We start from the raw sequence: 25,553 nt of genomic DNA on the forward strand, positions 1-25,553 counted from the left end.
CTAGAGCCCGGCGGCAGCGATGACGGCCCGCTTGGTCAGGACCCCGGCCAGGTGGCGGCGGTAGGCCGCGTCCCCATTGAGGTCGCTCGCGGGATCGGTCCCTTCGGCAGCGTGTGCGCTCGCGGTGGCAATCGCTTCCCGGGTCAGCGGGGCCCCCACCAGTGCCTGTTCGACGGCGGTGGCCCGCAAGGGCGTGCTGGCCATGTTGGTCAGGCCGATCCTGGCCTCGGCGATCGTGCCGCCCTCCACCCTGACCATCGTAGCCACCGCGACAATGGACCATTGCTGGGCCACCCGGGTGAATTTCTCGTGGTGCGCACCCCACCCGGCGTACTTCGGCACCCGAATATGGGTGAGGATCTCGCCGTCGTCGACGGCGGTGGTGAAGTACCCCTGGAAGAAGTCCGCCGCTGCTACCCGCCGTTCCCCGTTCGGACCTGCGAGGATGAACGTCGCGTCCGCGGCCAGCACCGGCGCGGGCATGTCACCCGCCGGGTCGGCGTGCACCAGAGCGCCGCCGAACGTGCCGCGATGGCGGACCTGCGGATCAGCGACCGTCGCCGCGGCCTTGGCCAGCAACGGCACGTGCTCGGCAATGAGAGGGTCGGTGGCTATCTGGTGGTGCGTTGTCATGGCTCCGATCAGCAGTGCATCGCCGTCGTCGCGGACCCCGGACAGCTCGCCGATACGGCCCAGGTCGACCACCATCGCCGGGTCGGCCAGGCGGAGCTTCATCACGGGGATCAGGCTTTGACCCCCGGCCAGCAGCTTCGCGTCGTCGCCGGCGTCGGCCAACACGCCCAACGCCTCCGCAACCGTAGCCGGAGCAGCGTAATCGAATGCGCTCGGAATCATTGCACACCTCCGGTCGTCTTGGCTTCTTCAAGGGCCGCCCACACGCGAGACGGCGTACAGGGCATCTTGATGTCCTTCACTCCAAGGTGCCGCACCGCATCCAGCACGCCGTTGACAATGGCGGGCGTCGAGGCGATGGTTCCCGCCTCGCCGACTCCCTTGGCCCCCAACTGGTTGGTGGTCGAAGGGGTCTCGGTACGCGCAGTCGTGAAGTGCGGCAGATCCGGCGCACCGGGCACCAGGTAGTCCACGAACGAGCCCGTGACCAGGGTGCCTGCGTCGTCGTGAACGGCCTCCTCGTAGAGGGCCTGCGCGATTCCCTGCGCCACGCCGCCGTGGACCTGGCCCTCCACGATCATTGGATTGACCACAACCCCGACGTCGTCCACGCAAACGTACTTGCGGATGGTGACCTGCCCGGTTTCGGTGTCCACTTCCATGGCGGCCAGATGGGTACCGTGCGGGAAGGAGAAGCTCTGCGGATCAAACGTGGCATCCGAGTCCAGATTGGGCTCAAATCCGTCCGGCAGGTTGTGCGCCGAGAAGGCGGCAAAGGCGATTTCACCGAATGCCATGGACTGATCAGTGCCTTTGACGCTGAACTTGCCGTCCGTGAACTCGATGTCCTCCTCGCTGGCCTCCATCATGTGCGCCGCCAGAACTTTGGCCTTCTCGATCACCTTGTCTGCCGCGGCCAGCACCGCCATGCCGCCGACGGCCAGTGAGCGGGAGCCATAGGTGTCCAGGCCCCGCTGGGAGATCTGGGTATCTCCATGCAGCACCTCGACATTTTCGAACGGCACGCCAAGCCTGTCCGCCACGAGCTGGCTCCACGCGGTTTCGTGGCCCTGTCCGTGGGGGGAAGTGCCGGTGACCACCTCGACGTTGCCAGTCGGGAGCACACGCACCTGGGCGTGCTCCCAGCCGCCGGCCGCGTAACTGAGCGCGCCAAGCACTCGGGACGGAGCCAGGCCGCACATTTCGGTGAACGTGGAGATGCCGATGCCGAGTTGGACGGGATCGTTGGCTTCGCGGCGCCTGGCCTGCTCTGCCCGGAGTTCGTCGTAGCCAAAGAGCTCCAGGGCCTTCGCGGTGGCCGCCTCGTAGTTGCCGCTGTCGTATTCGAGTCCGGTGACTGTGGTGAAGGGGAATTCCTCGTGTTTGATCCAGTTCTTCTTCCGCACTCCCAGGGGATCCATGCCCAGTTCCACGGCGAGTTCATCCATCAGGCGCTCTATCGCAAACGTGGCTTCCGGCCGGCCGGCGCCGCGGTAGGCCCCCGTCCACGCCTTGTTGGTGAAGACGTTGTTGCATTCCAGGCGGTAGGCCGGGAACTTGTAGATGGCGTTGTACATGAACGCGCCAAGGATCGGGATGCCCGAGCCGATCAGGCCCAGGTAGGCGCCCATGTCCGCCAGCAGCTGGATGTCCAGCCCGGTGACGATCCCGTCCTTCGTGGCCGCGAGCTTCACCTTCTGAACCTGTGCCCGCCCGTGATGCCCGGACTGCAGGGACTCGCTGCGGGTTTCAGTGTATTTGCAGGGCTTGCCGACCCGCCGGGCTGCCATAAGCGTGATGAATTCCTCCGGGATCACCGTCAGCTTTCCGCCAAAACCGCCACCCACGTCGGGGGCGATCACACGCACCTTGTTTTCCGGGATTCCCAGCGTCAATGCCAGAATCAGCCGCAGAATATGCGGTATCTGCGTGGACGACCACATCGTGATTTGCTCACTCGTAGGGTCAACCACGATCGAGCGCGGTTCCATGAAGGCCGGGATGAGGCGCTGCTGATAAAAGGTGCGCTCGATGAGGACTTCAGCGCTCGCCAATGCCTCGGCGATCGGCTTGCCTGTGCCGGCCTCGCCCGAGTCAAACACCCACGTCGCCGAGAGATTGGAGTCCAAGCCCGAATGGGCCAGCACCTTGTCCGTGAACGCCTCCTCCAGATCCAGGACCACCGGAAGTTCGTCGTAGCTGACGTCCACGAGTTCGACGGCGTCCCGCGCCGCTGCGGCGCTGCGGGCAACGATGCAAGCCACGACCTCGCCGGCAAATGCCACCTCGTCGACTGCGATCGATGGGAACGGGGGCGCCTTCTGGTCGGCGGTGACGGGCCAGACGTTGGGCAGGCTGCCTTGTTCCGCGGCCAGATCGGCTCCGGTAAGCACTGCGACGACGCCGGGTGAAGACTTCGCGGCGGAGGTGTCGATCGACGTGATCTTCGCGTGGGCGAACGGGCTGCGGACCATGGCCAAATGGAGCATGCCGGGGAGCGTCATGTTGTCTGTGTACCTGGAGCGTCCCGTGATGAGGTGGGCATCTTCCTTGCGGAGGCGGGGCCTGCCGACTTCGGCGATGGTCATGCCACACCTGCCGTTTCCGATTCGTCGCTGTTCGAGGAAACCGTGCCGTCCGCGGCGGCCTGCACCGCGGCAACGATGTTCTGGTATCCGGTGCAGCGGCAAAGGTTCCCCTCGAGGCCGTCCCGGATTTCCTGCTCGGTGGGGTGCGGGTTTTCGGCGAGAAGGGAGGCCGATTGCATGATCATGCCGGGCGTGCAGAAGCCGCATTGCAGCGCATGGCATTGGTGGAAGGCTTCCTGCAGCGGGGCGAGCTTGCCGTCCCGGGCCAGGCCTTCGATGGTGGTGACGTTGTGGCCGTCTGCCTGAACCGCGAACATGGTGCAGGATTTGACGCTGACTCCGTCCAGATGGACGGTGCAGGCGCCGCAGTTGGTAGTGTCGCAGCCGATCAATGTGCCGGTCTTGCCGAGCCGTTCGCGCAGGTACTGGACCAGCAGCAATCGTGGCTCGACATCGTCTGTGTAGCTCACATCATCGACTTCGACGGTGATCGTCTTGGAACTCGCCATTGGGATCTCCTGTCGCGTTGGAAGACGAGCACGACAGCCCGGCATCCAGTCCTGATGTGACACAGGTTACTCCTCGGAGGGGGCGAGCGCCCTAGCCCGGCTTGAGTTCGTACCCCGCATCCTCGTGGTCCGCTTCAACAGTGGGTTCGTGGTGGATCCGGGCCTCCATGGTGCTCAATCTTCCGCCGCCGCCACCCCAGTGCAAGGCAATGATTTCGGCGGCGATGGAGACGGCTGTTTCCTCCGGGGTGCGGGACCCCAGGTCCAGGCCGATCGGGCTGGAGAGCCTGGCCAATTCGACCTCGGTCAGGCCCGCTTCACGCAGCCGTTCCAACCGGTCGTGGTGCGTGCGCCGGGATCCCATCGCCCCCACATAGGCCACGTTGTGGCGCAGCGCCAACTCCAGCAGTGGCACGTCGAATTTCGGATCGTGGGTCAGTACGCAAATCACCGTGCGTTCATCCACTTGGCCTGCACTGATCTGCGCCTGCAGGTAGCGGTGCGGCCATTCCACCACTACCTCGTCCGCCTGCGGGAACCGGGCCGCTGTTGCGAAAACCGCGCGTGCGTCGCATACCGTGACCCGGTAGCCCAGGAAGGTGCCTTGTTTCGCGACGGCAGCAGCGAAGTCGATCGCGCCGAACACCAGCATCCGCGGCTGCGGGGCGAAACTGAGGGCGAAAACGCGCATGCCCTCCCCGCGCCGCTGCCCGTCCGGTCCGTACATGAGCGTGGCGTTGCGGCCTGCGGCCAGCAAGCCTTGGACGTCGTCGGACACCGCATGATCGGCACGCTCGCTGCCCAGCGAGCCGACGAACCCATCAGGGCGGACCACCAGATGGCGGCCCAGCCAGGCCGGATCGGGGTGTTCGATCACGGTGACGATGGCAACCGGGCGGCCCGCACCGACGTCGTCCGCCACTTGCGGCAATTCCGGGAAAATCTCGGTGGAAACCGGCTCCACAAAAATGTCCAGGATCCCGCCGCACGTCAGGCCGACCTCGAACGCGGCGTCGTCACTGATGCCGTAGCGCTGGAGTACCGGCTTGCCGGACTCGACCACCTTGGTGGCCAGTTCGTAGAGCGCCCCCTCAACGCACCCGCCGGACACCGAGCCCACCGCGCTGCCATCGGCGTCGACCATCATGGCGGCTCCGGCCGGCCGCGGTGCGGAGCGGAAGGTGCGCACCACCGTTCCGAGTCCTACTGTGTGGCCGGCCGCCATGGCGGCGACCAGATCGTCCAAGACCTCACGCATTGGCAACCACGTCCAACAACTCCTCGAAGCTCTGCATTGAGTGCCCCCCTATAAAGAAGTCAACGTGCGGCAGCACCGCCCTGATTCCCCGCTGCAGGGGCTCGTACCCCGCCTTGCCGCGGTGCGGATTGGACCAGATGATCCGCCTCGCCAGGTGGTGCAGCCGCTCGGCCTGGCGTCCCAGCAGTGCGGGGTCGCCCCGCTCCCAGCCGTCGCTGGCAATCACGACGACGGCGCCGCGCACCATCACGCGCTGGCCCCAGCGGTCGTTGAACGCTCGAAGCACCTCTCCAAGCCGGGTTCCGCCGGACCAGTCGGGGACTGTGCGGCCGGCGAGGGCCAGGGCATTGTCCGGGTCCGGCACCCGCAGGGCGCCCGTCACACGGGTCAGCCGGGTGCCAATCGTGAACACCTCCACCTGGCGCGGAGCGGCCTCCACTACCCGGTGGGCCAAGCGCAGCAGGCTGTCCGCGTACGGCGCCATCGAACCCGAAACGTCGATCAACCAGACCATCCGGCGGGTTTTGCGCGGCGCCCGGGCGCGGCGCAGCGGCCCCGGTTCCCCGCCGCGGCGCAACTGATCGCGCAGGGTCCGCACGCGGTCCACGTCGCCGTGCCGCTCGAGGTGCTTGCGCCGGGTCTGCCGGGTGGGCAGGCGCACCGGGAGCTCCTCGAACATCCGGTGAAGCACGGCCCGTTCCGCGTCGTCCAAGACGGCTACATCGCGGTGCCGCAGCAACTCGCGGCGGCTCGCGAGCGCCCGCAACTGTTCCCGACCACCTTCCGGACCGCCGTCGTCGCTATCCAAACTGGCAGCGCTGACGGACGTCGTGGAGTTCTCCAGGCGTTGGGCGGCAGAATGTTCCACGGCGAACCAGGCCTCGAACGTCCGCTGGTAGGCGGGCAGATCCTCGGGCGACGCGCACAGGGTGGCGCGGCCGGCCCAGAACACATCCGAGCGGCGGTCCAGTGCGAGCCTGCCAACGGCGTCGACGAAGCTGCGCGAGCGGTCCGCGGTCACCTTCACTCCGGCCGCGCGCACTGCGGCAGCAAAGGCCAAAAGGATCTCTTCGGCGCTGTGCTGCTCTGGTTTCCGACCTGCCGGGGTGCCCTGGCCGGCCAGTGGGCTCTGTCCTGCTGATGGCATGGCTCAGCCGAGTATCCGGGACAGGGCCGCCGAGACGCGCTCGGTGTCTTCGCGGTACTTGCAGAGTGCGCCGATGCTGGCCGCGGCCGAGGCTAGATCAAGCTCGGCCCGGCCAAGCTGGTGTAGAGCACGCGCCCAGTCCAGGGTTTCGGCCACCCCGGGAGGCTTGAGCACGTCATCGGTGACCCGGATCTGCTGGACAGCGCGCACCACCTGCTCGGCCAGGAGCGCGGGCACCTCGGGGAGCCGGGTACGCACAATTTCCACCTCGCGGGCCAGCCCGGGGTGGTCGATCCAGTGGTAGAGGCACCGGCGTTTGAGCGCATCGTGCAGGTCGCGGGTCCGGTTGGAGGTGAGCACTACAATCGGCGGGGTGTCCGCCTTGACCGTGCCGAACTCGGGGATGGAGACCTGGTAGGTGGAGAGCACTTCCAGCAGGAACGCCTCGAACTCATCGTCGGCCCGATCGATTTCGTCGATCAGCAGCACCGCCGGGCTCTGCTGAAGCGCCTTGAGGATGGGCCGGGCCAACAGGAACCGTTTGTCATAGAGCGAACTTTCCAGCTCGGCCACGCTCAATCCTGCGCCCATTCCCGCGCCCATTCCCGCGCCGCCGCTGGCCTCCACGCTGCGCAGGTGCAGGATCTGGGCGGTGAAGTCCCAGTCATACAACGCTTGCGAGGCGTCGATTCCCTCATAGCACTGCAAACGGATCAGCGGCAGCCCGAACCCTTCTGCCAGGGCCTCGGCGAGGGAGGTCTTGCCCGTGCCCGGTTCGCCCTCCAGAAGCAGCGGCCGTTCCATGCTCAGGGCCAGGTAGCCGATCGTGGCCAGGCCGTCGTCGGCGAGGTAGCCGGTGGCGGCAAGCATTTCGGCCAGCGCTGCGGCGGAGCTGATCGACGTCTGCGTCATGGCACCAGCATAGGGTCACTGGCCCGGCTGCGGTCTGCTTGGGCTACCCGCCGATGTACGACATTTCGATCTTGTGTGGCGCGGCGGGGTCTTTAGCTTTACGGGCGCCGTCTTGAGGGGTGTGGGCACCGCGCAGTTCCGAGTAGCGGTCGGTGCGGCCGCCCCAGAGGGCGGACAACGCCGTCGAAAGCTCGACGTCGGACGCGCCGCCTCTCAGGATTGCCCTCAGGTCCGTGCCGGCTGTGGCGAAGAGGCACGTGAACAGTTTCCCGTCGGCGGAGAGCCGGGCCCGCGTACATCCGCGGCAAAAGGCCTGGGTCACGCTGGAAATGACTCCGATTTCGCCGCTGCCGTCCGCGTAGCGCCAGCGATCCGAAGTCTCGCCGGGGTAGTTGGGTGCCGCGGGTTCGAGCGGGAACACCGCTCCGATGCGGGCCAGGATCTCGGCTGAGGGCACCACTTCATCCATTTTCCAGCCGTTGGACGCACCGACGTCCATGTATTCGATGAACCGCAGAATGAAGCCGGATCCCTTGAAATGGCTCGCCATGGGAAGGATGTCCTGGTCGTTCGTCCCGCGCTTGACCACCATATTGATCTTCACCGGCCCCAGTCCGGCGGCCTGGGCAACGTCCGCGGCGTGCAGGACCTTCGCCACGGGATAGCCGACGTCGTTCATGGCCTGGAAGGTCTCCTCCCGGAGGGAGTCCAGCGAGACCGTTACCCGGTTCAGCCCGGCATCCTTGAGGGCTTCCGCCTTCTGCGCGAGGACCGACCCGTTCGTCGTCATGGCCAGGTCCGGAGCCAGCCCGTCAGGAGTGCGCAGCCGGGCCAGCATCCGGACCAATTCCTCGATGTCCTTCCGCAGCAAGGGTTCCCCGCCGGTCAGCCGGATCTTCCGTACCCCGTGCCCCACCGCGATCGACGCCAGCCTGGTGATTTCCTCAAACGTCAGCAGCTGGTCCCGGGGCATGAAGACGAAATCCCGCCCGAAGATCTCCTTGGGCATGCAGTAGACGCACCGGAAATTGCATCGGTCCGTGACGGAAATCCGCAGGTCCCTCAGGGGCCGATGGAAGGTGTCGGTGATGGAATTGGCGTCCATGAGCGCCCTCTCAACGCGGTGGTAGTGCCAACCGCTTGTGCCTCTCCCAGCGTATGCCCGGTCCCGGGCGCCCACAATGGAGGAGGCCGAACGATGGCGGCACCGGACTTAGCCGATAGGCTCCGCCATCTGCTCCACAACATACTGGGCGTCCACCGACGTGCCGGTCGTTGGATCCGTCATTTCCACCCTCCAGCTGCGGGCAAACTGGTCAACCCCATGTTTCATTGCCACCGTGCCTGAAATGAGGACCGTGCCCGGCTGGTTCAGGCCGCGTTCTTCGAGGACCGCCAGCCAGTAGTCGGGGCTGAGGAGCGCCTCCAGCGAACTGTCCTGGATAAGGGTGTCCGGAGTTTCGCCGTCGCCTACCCAGCCCTTGAGCGTGATGGTGTCCAAATGGTCGCGCACATCGTCCAGGCGCCAGGCTTTGCGTCCCAGCACGTCCGGGCTGGCGTTCTTGCTCCAAGCCACGCCGTGGACTTCAAGCTCGCGGTCCGTGTGGTCGCAGGCCACGGTCAGGAGCACGTCTTCATCAGTGATCACCAGCGCCCATTCCGCTTCACCCGAGGTCCGGCCGTGCTGGACGCGGACTTCCGAGACCTGCTGGGCCAGGTACGGCGACACGGGGTACAGCGCCGGCGTGGTTGCGGGGCCGGGAACGCCGAGCTCGGCCAGCTCGGCGATGTGGGCCTGCACTTCTTCCTGCTCGCGCCCCGCGTAGCCGGCATTCAGGAGGTGCTTGACCTGGACGCTCCTTGAGGTGCCATCGGGAAGTTCAAAGTTCAGAGTCGTCATTTTCTGTCCATCCTTTACGTGTCCTGCTGGAGAAATTTTTCAAATCGGAAACCGGAAAAAGTCGCCAATGTACAACCAGTATGCGTAATGTATACATTTAACGCCAGTGTGGCAGGCGTCACCGTAAACTTCTCGTGGAGGAAACCCATGGCCAACGTCCCAGTTCCGGCTTCCGGCCCAATGCCGCGTCCGGGAAAGCCGATGCATCCGAAAGGCCTGTACAAGGCCTTTGCTGCAAGCCTCACCGGCACCGCGCTTGAGTGGTACGACTTTGCCGTCTACTCGGCCGCGGCCGCCGTTGTATTTCCCATTGTCTTCTTCCCGTCATCGGATCCCTTGACCGGGACTATCCTGGCGTTCTCCACCTACGCGGTGGGCTACGTGTCCCGTCCTGTGGGCGGCATCATTTTCGGCAGGCTCGGTGACCGCATCGGCCGTAAGAAAGTCCTGGTGACAACGCTGATGATCATCGGCGTCGCCACCGTGCTGATCGGGGTGCTGCCTGGTTACGGCAGCATCGGCATCTCGGCCCCGATCATTCTGGTGTTGCTGCGGTTCGCGCAGGGCGTTGGCGTTGGTGGCGAATGGGGCGGCGCAGTGCTGCTTTCCAGCGAATACGGCGATCCCCACCGGCGCGGCTTCTGGGCCTCCGCGGCCCAAGTCGGGCCGCCCGCCGGCAACCTCCTGGCCAACGGAACGCTGGCCGTCCTGACCGTCAGCCTCAGCGAAGCGCAGTTCATCAGCTTCGGCTGGCGCATCGCATTCCTGGTCTCGGCCGTGCTGGTCGGGTTCGGTCTTTGGATCCGGCTGAAGCTTGAAGATACCCCTATTTTCAAGGCCATCGAGGCGCACGGCGAACAGCCCAACGCTCCGGTCCGCGAAGTCTTCAGCACGGAACTCCGGCCGCTCGTCGCTGCCACCCTGTGCCGGGTAGGCCCGGACGTGCTTTACGCCCTGTTCACTGTCTTCACCCTGAGCTACGGAATCCAGGCCCTCGGCTATGACCGCAGCCAGGTCCTCACTGCCGTGTTGATCGGCTCGGCGTTCCAGCTGTTCATGATCCCGCTGGCCGGTGCAGTCTCCGACCGCTTCAACCGACGCCTCGTCTACGGGATCGCGGCAGTGGTAGGAGCCGCTTGGACTTTCATCTTCTTCGGCATCCTGGGCGGGCACAGCGAGCCGCTGCTGATAGCGGGAATTGTCCTGGGCCTCATGGCGCACTCCTTCATGTACGGACCGCAGGCCGCCTTCATCGTGGAGCAGTTCTCCCCGAGGCTGAGGTCCACGGGAAGTTCGCTGGCCTACACTTTCGCCGGCGTGATCGGCGGCGCCATTGCACCCTTGATGTTCACGCTGCTGCTGTCCCAGTTCGGCACGTGGATCCCGGTTGCCATCTATGTGGCCGTGGCCGCCGTCGTCACCCTGGTGGGGCTGGCGCTCGGCCGGGACTCGAACACGGTAGAGGACGAGGACTACCGTCTCCTGCTCGAAGGAACGGCGGCAGCAGGCGCGTCGTCCGCCGTCGCGGAATCCCGCTGAGGCTGACTACCTCAAGTGCGGAGCAGGATGTCCCGGGTCACCGCCAGGTGGTGGTCAATGGCTTTCTGAGCCTTCGACGCGTCGCCGGACATCAGGGCGTCGAGTATGTCCTGGTGTTCGGCGCACACCTGCTCGCGGCGGCCTCCGGTGCGGAACAGTGCGGAGACACCCACCAGAATCTGCCGGACGTGGAGCTTGCTGTACGTCCGGGAGATGAGCTCGTTCCCCGCCGCGTCAATGAGCTGCTGGTGGAAGAGGGTGTCCAGGCGGATAAACTCACGTGCCGCTTCCGGGCTCAGGTCCGCGGGAAGCTTTGCCTGCTGGTCAAGGGTTTCCTGCATCGTCCCGGCGGGCACCCGGCCCTGCTCGATGACCAGCCGGGCGGCGTGGCTCTCAAGGACCCCGCGCAGTTCCATCAATTCGGACATCTCCCTGCCGGTCACCGGGGGAACGTAAGCTCCGCGCTGAGGAATCAGTTCCACCAAACCGTCCGAGACCAGCAGCAAGAGTGCCTCACGCACCGGAGTGCGCGATACCCCGATTTCCGCGGCCAGTTCCTGCTCATTCAGGAATTTCCCCTGGACTTCGGGGTCGATCAGGATATTTTCACGCAGGTACGCGTACGCCTTCTCGCGGCCGGACGCCGCAGTCCCCGAACTTTTTCGCATACATCATGTATACAACAATCTGGAGTAAATTCATGCGTTTAGCCGTGGCACAAATCATCACGGGAGCCAATGTGGCAGCCAACCTGGACCTGATCCGAGAATACGCCACCCGGGCCAAAGCCGCTGGAGCCGAACTCGTGGTCTTTCCTGAAGCAGCGATGCGCGCCTTCGGCAACAGCTTGGCCGACATCGCCGAACCCCTGGACGGACCGTGGGCCGCAGCGGTCCGCAGCCTTGCGCGGGAGCTGGGCATCGCCGTCGTGGCGGGAATGTTCACTCCAGGCGAGGGCGGACGGGTTCGGAACACCCTTTTGGTCACCGGCCCCGGGGTGGACACGTCCTACGACAAGATCCACCTCTTTGACGCATTCGGCTTCGCGGAGTCTGATTCGGTCGAAGCCGGCGCCTCGCCCGTAACCTTCGAACTCAACGGCACTGTGTTTGGCCTTGCCACCTGTTACGACGTGCGCTTCCCCGCCCTTTTCACCGCCAGCGCCCGGGCAGGAGCACACGTCAACATCGTCTGCGCGTCCTGGGGCGCCGGCGAGGGCAAAGCCGAGCAGTGGGAACTGCTGGTGCGGGCCCGCGCAGTGGACAGCACCACCTTCGTAGTGGCGTGCGGCCAAGGCAATCCCGCGAGCATCGGCCTGCCCCCTGCCGGCACTTCGCCCACAGGCATAGGGCACAGTGCTGTGATCTCGCCGCTGGGTGCCGTGGTGGCCGCCCTTGGAGAAGTCCCGGAACTCGCCATCGTCGACATCGATACGTCCAGTGTCGAAGAGGTCCGGGGCAAGCTTCCGGTCGTGGCCAATGCCCGGGACCTTTAGCCGCGTGGAGACTAGCGGACGTCCTCGCCGTCGTCCTCTTTGAGGGCCAGCCAGTAGGCCGAGCCGTCGGGCGTGCGGCCCACCATACCGGAGTCAACAAGGTACCGCCGGAGCATTGGCACGTCTCCGGTGAACCGGGCGAGGCGTTCGTTGAGCTCCCGCTCTGTCACACGATCGCCTTTGTCCAGGATGCGCGCGGCCACCCATGCGAGAAGCCTGAGTCGGTCTGCCTCCCGTGCGGGGTAGCGGTCGATGCGGCCGTCCGCAGTCAGGAAGCGCTCGACGCCGGAGGGGCTGGGCGCCGGTGAGAGGCCTGCCAGTGCGTCCCGGAAGACATGTTCGCGAATGCGGTAACGGACGCTGCCTTCGGTCTCGACCGTCTCGACCAGCCCCGCTTGGTTGAGAAGCGTGAGCGCCCGTGCGAGTTTCGCTGGCGGGAGCGAGCTGCCCGGGGTTCCGCCAATGCTGATCTCAGCGAAGACCTTCCGGGCTTCGGCGTTGGCCAATGCCGCGAGGAGGCGCCGCGGATCCGGCGTCGTCAATGAGTCGCTCCCCATGGGCCCAGCATAGGCACAAATCGGCGCGCCGTCCTGACCTTCTTTGGTTTCGGAAAGCGCTTGCGACACGGCGAGTCGCGTCATTCCAGGCATTTCGCGCGGCAAAGAAGGTCAGGACGGACAGGCCGAACGACTCTTCGACTCAGGCGGCCGGGATGTCTTCGAAGGTGACCTGGTCCAACAGGACATGGCCCCAGCTTCCCGTGCCGTTATCGACCACCTGGAGCTGGGCGCTCTGACCGATGAGGTCGGAGACGTTCCACGACGTCCCTGCGAGGTGCTCGCTGTTCTGGCCCGAAGAGGTGCGAACCACCTGCCCGTTGACGACGAGATTCACCGTGGTCTGATGGTCCGGCTCACCGCCAAGCGCGTTCGGCACGCTGCTGAACACGATCTGGTCCACCATGATGTGGCCCCAGGATCCGGTTGCGTGGTCGATGACCTGGATTTGGGCCTTCTGCCCCACGAGCGTGTGGACGTCCCAGTTCACGTTCGACATCGTCGATGAGTACTGGCCCGTTGCCGTGCGGACAACCTGCCCGTTGACGAGGAGGTTCACCGCAGCGGCACCTGACTGGCCCCAGGGGTGGTTTCCTCCCGCGATGAGAAAGTCGATATAGTCCCGCGTGATCGTGAATGTCGGCGACGTAATCGCGCCCGTGGCCGCATCACCTCCTCCGACGTACGTATCGAGGACCTTGGAGCCGAGCTGGTTGGGGAGGGATTCCGCCGTCGGGCCTTGGCCAATGTAACTGCCTGAGGCGGTCCACCCCGCACCCCAGGCCGCGCCCTCGAAGTCGGCGAAGACGTCCGAGGGCCTCGGGTTGCTCCCGCCTCCTACGAGGAAGTTGACGTAGGAATGGCCGATGGTGAACGACGGCGAGGTCAGCGTTCCGGTCGACGCGTCGCCGCCGTTGAAACTGTTAACGAGCCTGTTCCCGAGGTAGCCCGTGACGGGCTGCTGGTTAGGGAGCGCCGCGGTGGCGGGCCCGGAACCGAAGGCCGCTCCCGCCGTCGTCCATGAACCATTAGCGCCGCCCTCGAAGTCCGCGTAGGGCGCCGCGGGATTCGCTTGCTCCGTGATGCTCGCGAATTCCGTGATCGAGAGGTTGGCGAAGTTGGCGCTGCCCCCGATCGTGTAAGGCGAAATCCCCGTGTCCGACGACGTGAAGAAGTCCTGGTTCGAGAGCGCGATCCGGCCGTCGTCGGCGAAGACCTCCACGCTGCCGCGGTCCACGAGGATCCGGAGGTGTACGGACGTTGCACCGGAGGCGAGCGGCGCCTGGGACTGCTGGTAGGTACCGAAGGAGTACGGCACTTGGTCTTGCGCGGAGCGGTCAACGTAGAGGTTGCCGCCGTAGACGCCGATGTTCGTGTGGCGGCTGCCGTCCTTGTTCTCGCCGATCGAGATGCCGACGTTGTTGAGGGTGGTCCAGCTGACGTCCGCGTCGAGCTCGTACGCCGAGCCGTGGTAGTCGAGGGCCGTCCGCCCATTGACGGTGGCGTTCGCGGGCTTCACGGTCTTGGTGGCGTAGTTGGCCAGGCTCGGCGTCGGCTGGGACAGGAGGGTGTAGATACCGTTGCCCTCGGACTTGAGGTTGAGCTGGCGCACCACGGACATCTGCCCGTTGTAGTTGTCGGTGGAGTCAGTCGGCACGGTGTGCGGCGCGTAATGCCAGTTGTTCATCCAGCCGATCGCGTAACGGGAAGTGTCGGGATTCGCGGCGTCCGGCCACGTCACGGAGGCGTACCAGTCATTGCCCCAGTCGAGCCACTGCGGATCCGCCTGGTCGGGGACGAACGCCGAGCCGTTCCACGTGCCGGTCCAATATGCGTATGTGTCCGGCTTGCCGCTGTAGTCGCCCTGCATGCTTCCGGCCATGATCCAATGCCACGAACCGTCGTCGGCCTTCATCTGGAAGATGTCCGGACACTCAACGCCGCCGATGTTCGGGCTGGTGTAGCTGAAGTCGGTCTGGTGGGTCCAGGTCTTGAGGTCCGGTGAGGTGTAGAACGTGATCTTCTGCTGACGGCCGATCGCTGCCACCCACGTCGAATGCGCCGCGTCCCAAACGATCTTGGGGTCGCGGAACCAATCCGAAGCGTCCGGGTTGGCGATGACCGGTGCGCCGTACTGCGTGAACGTTGTCCCGCTGTCGGCCGAATACCAGAGGTATTGCGATTGCTGGAACGCGTCGCCGTCGGTGGGCTGCGTGGCGAGCGCGACGACGGCGCCGGCTCCGAAGCCCGCGGTGTTGTTCGTATCGATCACCGAGGAGCCGGTCCACACGGGGAAATTACTCTGGAGCGGAAGGGCGTCGCCCTGGTCGTTGAACACCACAGTGTCCGACGACGTCGCATGTCGCCACCCGCCGGGGCCGTTGTCCTGGTTGCTGTGAAGGTAATACAGGTTGTACTTGCCGTTGAGATAGATGGGCCGCTGGGGGTCGCTCAGCCATCCCGACGGGGGAGTCATGTGGTACGCGGCGCGCATGGGCGGCGCGGTCGCGCTGCCGACGGCTCCCGCGCCCGGGAGGTCCCCGGCAACTATGGTGGTCGTGAAAAACATCGTGAGCACGGCGAAGAGGGCGAGCATGCCCGCCCTCTTCGACAGCCTCCTTGCTGAGTGGGCCATAAAATCTCCGGGTCTCGGTGAGGGCTACTCGACCGCCGATAGCTCTGCGTCGAGCCTCTGCACACGGCGTTGTTGAGCAGGTGGGGGAGTTCGTGGTGGAGTCGAGGACTTGTGATTAAACGCTTAATCACGGCAAGAATAGCTGGTGGTGGGTCTTTGATCAAGCGTTTAAGCGGAATTGTTTAGCTGGGAGCGCGGATGGCAATGACATCTCACGTTTTCAACCCGGTGCCCGTCTTCACAGCAGACAGAACGGCAGAGACGGAAGGAAAGAGCAATGAACATCACGACAGACTCGCCTTGGCCGTATTCAATGAGATGGACATGAAGGAACCGTTCGAGACAGTGGTCGTCCAGCACGGCGTTACCGTGCTTCGGGTCTGTCGTGCGCTTTTGGAGGTGCATGACGCGGATGACGCGTGGTCGGAGACATTTCTTGCCGCGATGCGTGCCTACCCGGAACTTCCAGAGACTGCGAACGTCGAAGCCTGGCTGGTCACGATCGCGCGCCGGAAAGCCATTGACGTCCACCGGGCCGCGAAGCGAATCCCCTTGCCGGTGGCGGAGCTGCCTGAGGCTCCGACCGCGTTGGGAATTCCCGGTGCGGATGACACCGACGTGTGGATTTACGTTGGCAAGCTCCCTGAGAAACAGCGGCAGGCGATCACTTTCCGCTATCTCGTCGGGATGTCGTACGCGGAGATCTCGACAATTCTCGGCGGTACAGCCGAGGCCGCACGAAGAGCCTCGGCCGATGGCCTCAAGAACCTCAGAAGGAACTATCCAGGCGCGCGGAGCCAGTCAGAGCTGGCGAAAGGGGCAAGATCATGAGTGACATCCAGGGTGATGACACCCTCACGGGCTTGGCAGCGCCCATCGACGCCGAGAAGTTGGCGGTGCTGCATCGCCGACTGGAGGTCGCGGCACACGCGGAGGGCCTCCTCGACGTTGCCTACACGACCGTGGATAGCCCTGTCGGGAAGCTGCTGCTCGTAGCCACGCCGACAGGACTTGTCCGGGTCGCGTACGCGGTCGAGGACCACGACCGTGTGCTCGAATCGCTGTCGGAGAAAATCAGCCCGCGCATTCTGCGTTCCCCGAAACAGCTGGAGGTCGTGGCACGTGAACTGGACGAGTACTTCGAGCACCGCAGGAAGCGCTTCGATGTGCGGCTGGACCTGTCGTTGTCACGTGGCTTCCGCCAGCTCGTCCAGAGGCACCTGCCGGACATCGGCTATGGCCAGACCCGCAGCTACAAGGAGATGGCCCAGATGGTCGGCAACCCGAAGGCAGTCCGTGCCGTCGGCACTGCTTGCGCGACCAATCCCCTCCCGGTCGTCGTTCCGTGTCACCGCGTGCTGCGCACCGATGGGTCCCTCGGTGGCTACATCGGCGGCCTGGAGGCCAAGACGATGCTGCTTGAACTGGAGGCTGCAGCATGACTGGCGGAGAAACCCGGGCGGACAACCCGTGGCGTGATCGAGTCGAGTCGGCCGACTGGTCGGTCGTCGCCGATGAGATAAACGAGTACGGCGGGGCGCTTCTCCCGCAGCTCCTGACGCCCGGGGAGGCCGCGGAGATTCGTGGCCTGTACGAGAGCGACGAACTGTTCCGCAGCACGATCAACATGGGTCGTCACCGTTTCGGCGAGGGCGCGTACCGGTACTTCCGGGCTCCCTACCCCGAACCCATCGAGCGGCTGAAGCAGGCGCTCTTCCCCCGGCTGCTGCCTATCGCCCGCGACTGGTGGACGAAGCTTGGTCGACCAACTCCGTGGCCGGACACTCTCGACGAGTGGCTGCAGATGTGCCACGACGCCGGTCAGACCAAGTCCACGGCGATCCTGCTGAAGTACGGCGAGAAGGACTGGAACGCGCTTCATCGCGACCTTTACGGGGATCTGGTGTTCCCGCTCCAAGTGGTCATCAACCTGAACGAGCCGGGCGTGGACCACACCGGCGGCGAGTTCCTGCTGCTCGAACAACGCCCACGCGCACAATCGCGGGGCACGGCGACCCTGCTGCCCCACGGACACGGCTACGTGTTCACCACCCGCGACCGCCCTGTGAAATCGGCTCGCGGCTGGTCCGCCGCACCAGTCCGGCACGGCGTCTCGGCCATCCGTTCCGGCGAGCGTCACACACTCGCCCTGGTATTCCACGACGCAGCATGAGGATAGTGAAGAACTACATGCTCACCGGGGCCGATGGCCGCCCCTACACATCTCCGATCAAGGGCACGTGGGGCGGTCACCGCGGTGGGAAAATCTACGGACGCCTCGATTGCCCCGCCGCTCTACGCGCGATCGCACGTGGCGGGTACGCCAAGAATCGCCTGTTCTTCTTCGACGAAGCCACCGCACTCGCCGCTGGTTATCGGCCATGTGGAGCCTGCTGCAAAGACCGCCACCAGGCATGGAAGAAAACAACGACCGCCGGGCCCTCGACCTAGTCGGGCTCCATGGCCTGGACGGTGGTTTTCCGGGTTCTGGGGCATTGATGGCGTGAGTGGTCTCTCCGGCAAAGCAAAAGGCCCCCGATTCCTTGTAAACAAAGGAAACCAGGGGCCTTTCAAGTGGCGGTGACGGTGGGATTTGAAACCTTTTCAGCCCCAATGAGGGCATGAAAAATCCCTAGAATTCAAGGATTCTGGTTACCTCAAATCACCCGTTTTTACATGGGATGTGCCCAAAATGTGCCCAAAAGTGCCCACGGGGGTGGCGCTTGATGTATCCGACGTGAGGTCCCGGCAGCCCTGAAACGCCCTGCCTCCAAGGCGGGGGACAAACATTGGAATGCGACAGTCTTCGCCAAGAGTTGCTGTTGCCGGGGAGCGCGCCCCGATATCTCATACGTGCCGTCCACGTGGGCTTTTGTAAGAGGCATCAAATGGGATGCGACCGATGGGCTCCAAAGCACCGACTCTGAGCACGGTCATTTCCGCTGTCGTGAGATTCGTTCGCTTCTCGTTATCGAAAGGATTCCACTTTCTGAGCGGTCGGCACCTTCGGCCAGCGCTGTGGAAAATGACTTCTAACTGTAGATCCGCAGTCCCATGTCCCATGTCGAGGGGGACCGCTGGTAGGGGTACCCTGCTGCCATGGCGGGGCTGGTCCGGGTCTGGGTAGCAGGGGAGAGCTTCGTCTGGAGCCGTTGGCGTTGGCTTTGCATGTCGGGTTCCTCCCAGCTCGCAGGGGTTCCGAGCGGGTTGGTGTTGTCGGTGATGGCCCAGCGGTCCCGGTAGATGAGGATTTCCTGTAGCGTTTGCCGTCGCCGGTCCGGGTCCGGGATGTTCTGGAGTTGTGAGGCGAGGTCCTGCATCCATGGTTCCTGGCTGGTGGGGATGCGTGTGGCCACGAGTTTGGCGCGGTTGCGGATGCGCTGCTCGACCTGGGTAATGAGGTTGCTCAGGTCGGGACGGTTGCTGGGGCACCGGACGAGCCCTTCGGGTGCTTCGTGGAGGTTGGCGGCGGTGCGTAGCCGGGTGTGGATGATGGCGGTCAGGTCGCGGGCTTCGCCGCGGGGCGTCATTGCGTTGAGCACTTCGTGTTCGGCCAGGTTCCGGTTATGTGCTGCCAGCCGCTTCCAGGCGGCGACGGCGGGCCCCCATGCCGGGGAGTGCTGCAGATCATCGGCCGAACCGGGGAAGCTGGCGTTGAGGAAATCCCTGAGGTCGTCGTCGGCGGCGAGTTGGGTGAGGTAGTCGTGCTCGGCGGCGAACTGGTCGAGGGTATCTGTGCTGTCCCGGAGTTCCTGCCGGGTTTCGTGTGCGGTGTGTTCGGCGCCTTCGGCGGCCAGGACCTGGCCGAGGATCTCCGGCCAGCCGGGCAGCCCTGTCGGATCAATCCGTTCGTCCGCGTCGGTGTCGGGTTCGACGATGTAGGCGGTGTTGGTGGTCCGGCCGCGGGTCATGCCGACGTAGAACAGTTCGCGGGTGAGCCTGCCTTCGGTGACGACAATGTGGCCGGTATCGGCGGTGATTCCCTGCGAGCGGTGCGCTGTGGTCGCGTACCCCAACTCCGCAAACCCGGACAGGTAGCTCCGGTCGAGGTTGATGGTGGCGCCGGTGTCGTTTCTGACGCAGGGCACGGTGCCGGCTTTGGTGGGGTGTGCGGTGATGGTCAGGAGGGTGCCGTTGCGGATGAACCCGCCCATGCTGTCCCTGATCCGTCGGTCGTTGCGCCGGGCCAGGATCACGTCCCCGCACCCGGCTTTGAGGCCGTCGGCCAGGGGCACGGTGTGCCGGGTGTCAACGGCTCCGGCGGCGGCCCGGTCGTCCTGGGCGCGGCGGTTGAGGACGGCCACGGTGTCATTGTCCGGGGCGATGAGGATGGAGGCCATCCCTGTTTTCTCGTCGGCGGCCCATCCCGCGTAGGCTGCGTCGATCATCCTGTGGTCGTTGCCGGCCAGGATCCGGCCGTGTCGCTGGTACTCCAGGACCCCGGCCCAGTTCCCGGCCCGCAGCTGGAGCGAGGCGGCGCTTTCCCAAGCATGGGTGAAGCGGTGCAGTGAGGTCAGCCGCACAGCCTGGTCGGTGCGGTCGAGCCAGCCGAGCATCCCGCCGGCGTCGATGGAGTCCAGCTGGGCGGGGTCACCGACCAGCACCAGTTTCGCCCCGGCCGCGGACGCCATCGCGGTGAGGGCGGCGAGCTGGTAGGTGGGGACCATGGACGCTTCGTCGATGATGACGAGCTGGCCGGGGTGGAGCTGCCAGCGGGACTGTTCGGCGGTGACGGTGGCGAGGACCTGTGCCGCCTGCTGCCGCCGCCGCTTCTGGGTCGGGCCAGTAGCCTGAGAGTGTTCCAGGGCGCGTTCGGCGAGGAGGTAGCGTCGGGCGCGGTTGGCTGCTCCGGGGCCGTTGGATTCGTAGAGCCATTTCGTGACGTTCTCCGCTTCGAGTCCCAGCGCGTCGCCGAGGACGTCGGCGGACACGGCGGCCGGGGCGAGGGCGACCACGCTGCCGGGTCCGTGGACCTGCTGCCAGCAGTCGCTGACGGCCTTCATGGTGGCGGTCTTCCCTGCCCCGGCCGGGCCGGTGAGCGCGTCCAGACGGCGCCGGCTGCTCAGAACCCGGATGGCGGCGTCCCGCTGGTCCGCGAACAGGACGGGCCTCGCACTGCCGGGCGTGGCGGTGACGGCGTCGACGGCGTCCCAAGGCTCCAAGCCCGGCGCGTCGGTGGCGCGGCTGGCGGCCATGATGGCTTCCTCATCGGCAAGGATGCGGGAGTTGGTGAAGACCCGGCCGGTGACCGGGTCGAAGACCGTGTGCCCCTCCGTGGCGAGATCGGCCAAGGCGTTCTCCGGAGCGACGTACCGGTAGTCGTTCAGCGGGACTGAGAACGTCTGGGCTTCGTCGGCAAGGGCCTCGATCATCGCCGTGCGTTCGGCCGGGCTGGCCATCCGGACGCCGGCGCAGACGCGTTGGGCCTCGGCGAGCAGATTCCACCGGTTCCAGGTGGCGCGCTTTTGGGCGACCAGGTCCATCACCAGGTGCCCGGTGACCTGCCGCCATTCCGGGGACAGGTCCGCAATCGTGAGGGGCCGGGTGCGGGACTGGTCGACAGTGCCGGCAATCAAGCGTTCCGGCCTGCAGCCAAAGCCTTCGGCCCGGCGACGCCAGGACGCAAGCCGCTCGACCAGCGGTACGGGTTGGGCGTCCTTGGCCGTCCGGGTGGACAGGGTTGCCTGCTGCCGCAGCTTCAGGACGGTGGAGTCGGAGGGATTGGTCCCGTGTTCGAGATTCCAGAGCCGGACCAGCCGGTCCTTCTCCAGTTCGATGATCCGTGCCCGGGCGGAGAACTCCGTGATCAGCCCGGCATCGACCCCGGATAGCTCGCGGCTGGGGTTGCGTTCGACCGAGGCCGGTGCCCGCAGCTCGGTCTCGGTTCCCAGGCTGCGCCGCAGCTCGTCGAAGAGCAGGCCGTTGTAGTGCTCACTGGCCGCGACCACCGCCTTGTACAGGGTCCGGGAATCGATGGTGGTCCACGCCCCGTCGATGGTCCGTTGGACGCGGTTGGCGATGACCAGGTGGGTGTGCAGTTGCGGGTCACCGGCCCGGGATTCCCAATGATCAAACGCGGCGGCGATGGCTCCGCGGACCGGGACGTGCGCCACGCCGTTGCGGCCCGTCCGGGTGCCGATGGCCCGGCACTCGAGCCAGACCAGGGTGTCCTGCACGGCACGGTGATGCGCCGCCAACACCTGATCCCGCACGTCTTGCGGGCTGAGCGCCCACAGGACCGAGACCGACTTCGGAACGCTGAACGTCAAGTCGAACCCGGCAACGGGGTAACGCGTTGTTGTTCCGGTTTTCGGTCCCGGCCCTGCCGGAACGGTGGCCCGCTGCACGTGTCGGCGGCCCAGCGGCTCACCGGTGATCGGATGCAGCGCTCCTTCGAAGACTGCCTTCGCCGAATCATCCGTCAGGGCGGTGCCGGGGGCCAGGCCGATGCCGTCGATGCCGCTGCCCAGCCAGGTCCCGGGCGGGTTCCCGGATTTCGTGTAGTAGTCCGTCAGATTGCGCACGGTCGCATCACCATGGGCCGTGGTCTTCAGCAGGTACTTCACCCCGGCATCCGCAGACAGCCGGGCGATGGACATCGTCACCGCGATGCCCCAGGAACACCCGCGGAATGCGGGCAGCAACCGCACTCCGGGCAGGGGGTGGTGATGGTGTTTCGCCGTTGCTTCACGCCCCTTCATTGACTGCAACGGGTTCAGGGACATGACTACCGGCGGCCTGTCTCTTTTCCGTCGATAATGCCCGCTCCCCGCTTGGATGCCAGAGGTGTAGCTGATGCGGGAGTATCTTCCGCGGGCCGAGGGATGCGAATTGTGGTGCCGCTTGGCGGCGTCTATTCACATTGGTGCGGGTGAGCCCGCAGACGTGTATGACGCGGGGTCCTTGGGTGTGCCGGATTGTTGCCGTAAGAGCACGCGGGTCTGTTTCCTTGTCAGAGGATCCTCCAAGCCGCGCCAGTATTGGTTCTCGCTTGGAAGGATTGGTGATTGTGATGGACGTGATGTTCGAGCGCGTTGCCGGGTTGGACATCGGCAAGAAAACGGTGACTGTGTGCGTGCGCACGCCCTGGCCGGACGGCGGTCGTCACGGGGAGACGCGGACGTTCCGGACCATGACGCGTTCGCTTGAGCTGATGAGGGACTGGCTGGTCGGGCAGGGGGTGACTTTGGCGGCGATGGAGTCGACCAGCACCTACTGGAAACCTGTGTTGTACGCCTTGGAAGAGCGGATGGATTGCTGGTTGCTCAACGCCGCGCACATGAAGGCCGTCCCGGGCCGTAAAACGGACGTCAAAGACTCTGAGTGGATCGCACAGCTCCTGGAGCATGGCCTGCTTCGGCCCTCGTTCGTGCCGCCTCCGCCGGTCCGCCGTCTGCGTCTGCTGACCCGTTACCGGGTGCAGTTGATGGGGAACCGGACCAGGGACGCGGGACGGTTGGAGAAGATGCTCGAAGACGCCAGCATCAAGATATCCTCGGTCGCGTCGTCCGTCACCACGGTCTCGGCACGTGCGATGCTTGCGTCGTTGATCGCCGGGGAGGCTGATCCGGAGGTCTTGGCGCAGTTGGCGAAAGGAAAGATGCGCTCCAAGATCCCTGACCTGGTCGAGGCCTTGACCGGCCACTTCGACGCGGACCACGCCCGGCTAGCTGCGGCGATGCTGGGTCGCCTGGACCGGGTTGAGGCAGCTTTAGTGAGCATGGATGAGGCCATTGCGGCCGCTTCGCGGCCGTGGGCCCACCAGATTCAGTTGCTGCAGACCATCCCCGGGGTAGGACTCAAAACCGCGCAGGTCATCATCGCCGAAACCGGCGGTGACATGTCCCGGTTCCCGTCCGCGGCGCATCTGGCGGCCTGGGCAGGTGTCGCGCCGGCCATTCACGAGTCGGCAGGGCGCAGGACTCCGGCCGGTGCGAGGCACGGAAACAAGTGGCTTACTTCGGCACTGGTGGAGGCGGCGGCGTCGGCGGCTCGGAGCAAGAACACCTACCTCGCCGCACAGCAGGCGAGGATCGCCTCCCGCCGTGGCGCCAGACGGGCGCAGGTGGCTGGCGCGCATTCGATCCTCGATAGCGCCTACTACATGCTTGAGCGCAACGAGCCCTACCGGGACCTCGGACCGGAGTGCCTGCACCGCCGCTACGACCAGGCCCAAACCCGCCGCCTGGTCACCCAACTCGAACGGCTCGGACACACCGTCGTCATCGACCCGGCCGCCTGATTTCCAAACCACCTATTTCCGGCAGGCGACACCTCCGGCCGGTCACCTACGCCCTGCCCGGGTTATTCACGGGTCTGTAAATGTTGCAGTTGACGCGGGAGTTCCTCGTGGTGGGCCGAGGATGAGGTCTTTGGGGTTTCGGGTGGGGGTTCGTGCTGTGTCCCCGCCAGCGAGAAGAGAACTGGAAATCTGCAGGTCCCGTGCGATTCGGCCGCACGGGCATAGACGGGGGACGAAGTAGCACGCAATCCGCTCCGCCCGTCCGCCGAATGCGGTATCGGGGGAGGCCCCCAGACCTCTTGCGCCCAGCATTGGCGCCGGGATCCACGCCATGCACTAGTACAAAGACGTGGACACGATTACTGCTGGCGGTAAATGGCACGCATCAACGATCCGGCAGATTTCGAGCGGTTCAACAGCAACGCGGCTGGCGCTTTCGCCAAGGCCCACGCCAACTGCCCTCACGTGGCATAGACGGCGGGGCACTATCATTCATGCCATGGCTGATGAACCGGGGTACGCGAAATTCAAGCTCGATCCACTCACGGCTCGGATGTCAATCGTGTCGACCAGCGATACACAGCCACCCATTTACGCCACTGCAGAATCCCTTTCTGCTGCGGTTTCGGAATTCCCCACGTCCAACACCGTGCCCGTAGAAGTTGCCGGCTTACTGTCTGTCGCGAGCAAACTTCTTGTCGCCAGTGTCCTTCAATATGAGTTCGCCGCCGTTGCGATGGAAAAGGCGCTCCAAGGTGTAGAACTTGCCGTCAGAATACGTCTGGATTCCACTAGCGCTCGCGTTAAACTATTCGGACTCATCGATAAGCTCCTCGACCTGCCCGGCTTCGCACAAGCCGACATTGACCGTCTGCACGACATGAGGAAGATGCGCAACATCTTTGCCCACCCCAAAGAGGCGGCGGCTCTCCCGTTGGTCATGTGTGTCGGCTGGGTTCGTTTTTGCTCCGAGGTAATTGTCGAGATCTTCGATCAGCCCGACTCCAGCGAATAGCCTTCCGTCTGACCATCTCTTCGCAAGGCGTTCTAGCCCACAACCTATTCAAACCAGTTCCCGGCAGGCAATCCCAGGGAGTCCTCAGCTTAAGGAGAGGCCCAGCCTAAGGAGAGGCGCAGCCTTTCCACGCGGGCCCGCCCTCGGGGACGAGAGCGAGGAGGCCAGAATCGCGGTCGAGGTGGCCAAACATGTTGGCCAGATCGTCCCGCTCGGCGGGCTTGCAGGGTGACGTCGACGCTCCTGGGGATTAGCGTCCGGTTGAAATCTGAGACCCTCGACCGCAGGGTGTCAATAAGCCATGGTCCGGAGCGGGTTCCCGAGGCGACGGAGAGTAAAACCGTGGAGCTAGGGTGGTTTACGGGTGGATCATACGGGGATCTGGAGGGCCGGAATACGAGCGGAGCTGGTCCCCGGGTGGTGAGCAAGCACCATCCGGACTATCTGCTGGCCGCCGCTGGTGCCGTCGGTGGTGGATGTACTACCCCCGACCGCGGAGGAATCGCGCTCAGCGCCTCGTCTCGTATCTGGTCAGGACCACGCCACCGGGAAACGTCCGTGTCTCCACGAGGTCCAGATTCATCCAGCTGTCCAGCCCAGTGAAGAATGGCCTGTCGCCGTCCAGAACCGGATGAGTGACCAGCACGTACTCGTCGATCAGCCCGGCCCGCATGGCCGCCCCGGCGAGCGTTGCGCCGCCGACGCTCATCGGGCCGCCGTCTTCGGCCTTGGGCCGTGTGATCTCGGCGATCGCGTCGCTGGTGACCAGGCGGGTGTTCCCGTCTACCTTGTCAAACGTCGAGGAAAACAATAGCTTCGGTGTGTCTCGCTAGTTCCGCGCGAATTCGATCTCCGCCGGGGTGGCTTTGGGCTGCTGGTCGCCGGTCGGCCAGTAGGAGCTCATTGTCTCCCACAGCTTCCGCCCGTACAGCGACAGGCTGCTCGCCCGCTCCTGATCGAGCCACCACTGGAAGAGTTCGTCACTCGGCCCGCTCCATGCCGATGTCGTCGCCCGGCGCGGCGATGTAGCCGTCCAGTGTCAGATTCATGCCGTAGATCAGTTTCCGCATGGCTCCAGTCTTCCGTCAGTCGGTACTCGGCTGCAGACCGGCACGGCACGGGA

20 protein-coding genes and 1 pseudogene are annotated in these 25,553 nt (G+C 65.1%); 8 read left to right on the top strand and 13 right to left on the bottom strand.

Annotation, left to right across the window (positions count from 1 at the left end):
• The 8 genes from AB0323_RS11775 to AB0323_RS11810 form a co-directional block, all read right to left on the bottom strand.
• Window positions 1–855 (bottom strand): xanthine dehydrogenase family protein subunit M, encoded by an 855-nt coding sequence (locus AB0323_RS11775; protein ID WP_366177472.1) that lies wholly within the window; start codon window positions 853–855, stop codon window positions 1–3.
• Complete coding sequence (locus tag AB0323_RS11780) at window positions 852–3,221, bottom strand: xanthine dehydrogenase family protein molybdopterin-binding subunit (protein WP_366177473.1); 2,370 nt, start codon at window positions 3,219–3,221, stop codon at window positions 852–854. Before AB0323_RS11780 ends, AB0323_RS11775 begins: the two co-directional genes overlap by 4 nt.
• Window positions 3,218–3,730, bottom strand: coding sequence for a (2Fe-2S)-binding protein (locus AB0323_RS11785; protein ID WP_366177474.1), 513 nt, complete (start codon window positions 3,728–3,730; stop codon window positions 3,218–3,220). The genes AB0323_RS11780 and AB0323_RS11785 overlap by 4 nt, the downstream gene beginning before the upstream one ends.
• Window positions 3,731–3,821: 91 nt before the next feature.
• Window positions 3,822–4,988, bottom strand: a complete 1,167-nt coding sequence (locus AB0323_RS11790) for an XdhC/CoxI family protein (protein WP_366177475.1) — start codon at window positions 4,986–4,988, stop codon at window positions 3,822–3,824.
• Window positions 4,981–6,135 carry a VWA domain-containing protein gene (locus AB0323_RS11795; protein ID WP_366177476.1) on the bottom strand — a complete coding sequence of 385 codons (1,155 nt, stop codon included), beginning with the start codon at window positions 6,133–6,135 and terminating at the stop codon, window positions 4,981–4,983. The genes AB0323_RS11790 and AB0323_RS11795 overlap by 8 nt, the downstream gene beginning before the upstream one ends.
• A gap of 3 nt (window positions 6,136–6,138) precedes the next feature.
• Entirely contained in the window at window positions 6,139–7,047 is a 909-nt protein-coding gene (locus AB0323_RS11800) for a MoxR family ATPase (RefSeq protein ID WP_366177477.1), read from the bottom strand.
• 43 nt (window positions 7,048–7,090) lie between these two features.
• Complete coding sequence (gene moaA, locus AB0323_RS11805; RefSeq protein WP_366177478.1) at window positions 7,091–8,152, bottom strand: GTP 3',8-cyclase MoaA; 1,062 nt, start codon at window positions 8,150–8,152, stop codon at window positions 7,091–7,093.
• 108 nt (window positions 8,153–8,260) lie between these two features.
• Window positions 8,261–8,947 carry a DUF2848 domain-containing protein gene (locus AB0323_RS11810; protein WP_366177479.1) on the bottom strand — a complete coding sequence of 229 codons (687 nt, stop codon included), beginning with the start codon at window positions 8,945–8,947 and terminating at the stop codon, window positions 8,261–8,263.
• A 147-nt stretch (window positions 8,948–9,094) separates the two neighbouring features.
• Here AB0323_RS11810 and AB0323_RS11815 point away from each other — a divergent pair, with 147 nt between their 5' ends.
• Window positions 9,095–10,486: an MFS transporter gene (locus AB0323_RS11815; RefSeq protein ID WP_366177480.1), complete on the top strand. Its 1,392-nt coding sequence runs from the start codon at window positions 9,095–9,097 to the stop codon at window positions 10,484–10,486.
• Window positions 10,487–10,497: 11 nt separating this feature from the next.
• Here the strand turns inward: AB0323_RS11815 and AB0323_RS11820 are convergent, their stop codons facing one another.
• Entirely contained in the window at window positions 10,498–11,154 is a 657-nt protein-coding gene (locus tag AB0323_RS11820; protein WP_364537638.1) for a GntR family transcriptional regulator, read from the bottom strand.
• A 32-nt stretch (window positions 11,155–11,186) separates the two neighbouring features.
• Here AB0323_RS11820 and AB0323_RS11825 point away from each other — a divergent pair, with 32 nt between their 5' ends.
• Window positions 11,187–11,981: a carbon-nitrogen hydrolase family protein gene (locus AB0323_RS11825; protein ID WP_366177481.1), complete on the top strand. Its 795-nt coding sequence runs from the start codon at window positions 11,187–11,189 to the stop codon at window positions 11,979–11,981.
• 11 nt (window positions 11,982–11,992) lie between these two features.
• Here AB0323_RS11825 and AB0323_RS11830 read toward each other — a convergent pair whose 3' ends face one another.
• Window positions 11,993–12,538 carry a DUF2087 domain-containing protein gene (locus AB0323_RS11830; RefSeq protein ID WP_366177482.1) on the bottom strand — a complete coding sequence of 182 codons (546 nt, stop codon included), beginning with the start codon at window positions 12,536–12,538 and terminating at the stop codon, window positions 11,993–11,995.
• Window positions 12,539–12,680: 142 nt separating this feature from the next.
• A complete protein-coding gene (locus tag AB0323_RS11835) occupies window positions 12,681–15,134 on the bottom strand; it encodes a glycoside hydrolase family 32 protein (RefSeq protein ID WP_366177483.1) in 2,454 nt (817 codons plus the stop codon).
• A gap of 357 nt (window positions 15,135–15,491) precedes the next feature.
• Between AB0323_RS11835 and AB0323_RS11840 the strand changes: the two genes are divergently transcribed.
• Genes AB0323_RS11840 through AB0323_RS11855 form a run of 4 tightly spaced genes read left to right on the top strand, consistent with a single transcriptional unit; the run spans window position 15,492 to window position 17,624 of the window.
• On the top strand, window positions 15,492–16,004 hold the full coding sequence (locus AB0323_RS11840) for a sigma-70 family RNA polymerase sigma factor (protein WP_366177599.1): 513 nt from the start codon (window positions 15,492–15,494) through the stop codon (window positions 16,002–16,004).
• Complete coding sequence (locus tag AB0323_RS11845) at window positions 16,001–16,615, top strand: methylated-DNA--[protein]-cysteine S-methyltransferase (RefSeq protein WP_366177484.1); 615 nt, start codon at window positions 16,001–16,003, stop codon at window positions 16,613–16,615. Before AB0323_RS11840 ends, AB0323_RS11845 begins: the two co-directional genes overlap by 4 nt.
• A complete protein-coding gene (locus tag AB0323_RS11850) occupies window positions 16,612–17,346 on the top strand; it encodes a 2OG-Fe(II) oxygenase (RefSeq protein ID WP_366177485.1) in 735 nt (244 codons plus the stop codon). Before AB0323_RS11845 ends, AB0323_RS11850 begins: the two co-directional genes overlap by 4 nt.
• 5 nt (window positions 17,347–17,351) lie before the next feature.
• Window positions 17,352–17,624, top strand: a complete 273-nt coding sequence (locus tag AB0323_RS11855; RefSeq protein WP_366177486.1) for an Ada metal-binding domain-containing protein — start codon at window positions 17,352–17,354, stop codon at window positions 17,622–17,624.
• A 581-nt stretch (window positions 17,625–18,205) separates the two neighbouring features.
• On the opposite strand, the gene mobF is transcribed toward AB0323_RS11855, so the two are convergent.
• Window positions 18,206–21,898 (bottom strand): MobF family relaxase, encoded by a 3,693-nt coding sequence (gene mobF / locus AB0323_RS11860; RefSeq protein WP_366177487.1) that lies wholly within the window; start codon window positions 21,896–21,898, stop codon window positions 18,206–18,208.
• A gap of 287 nt (window positions 21,899–22,185) precedes the next feature.
• On the opposite strand from mobF, the gene AB0323_RS11865 reads away from it, so the two are divergent.
• Window positions 22,186–23,415, top strand: coding sequence for an IS110 family transposase (locus tag AB0323_RS11865; RefSeq protein ID WP_366177600.1), 1,230 nt, complete (start codon window positions 22,186–22,188; stop codon window positions 23,413–23,415).
• 499 nt (window positions 23,416–23,914) lie between these two features.
• Window positions 23,915–24,430, top strand: a complete 516-nt coding sequence (locus tag AB0323_RS11870; RefSeq protein WP_366177488.1) for a hypothetical protein — start codon at window positions 23,915–23,917, stop codon at window positions 24,428–24,430.
• A 508-nt stretch (window positions 24,431–24,938) separates the two neighbouring features.
• On the opposite strand, the pseudogene AB0323_RS11875 reads toward AB0323_RS11870, so the two are convergent.
• Window positions 24,939–25,500: pseudogene (locus AB0323_RS11875) on the bottom strand (dihydrofolate reductase family protein).
• Between the last annotated feature and the right edge of the window lie 53 nt (window positions 25,501–25,553).

It is taken from the genome of Arthrobacter sp. NPDC080031, from assembly GCF_040702485.1.
GTDB lineage: Bacteria > Actinomycetota > Actinomycetes > Actinomycetales > Micrococcaceae > Arthrobacter.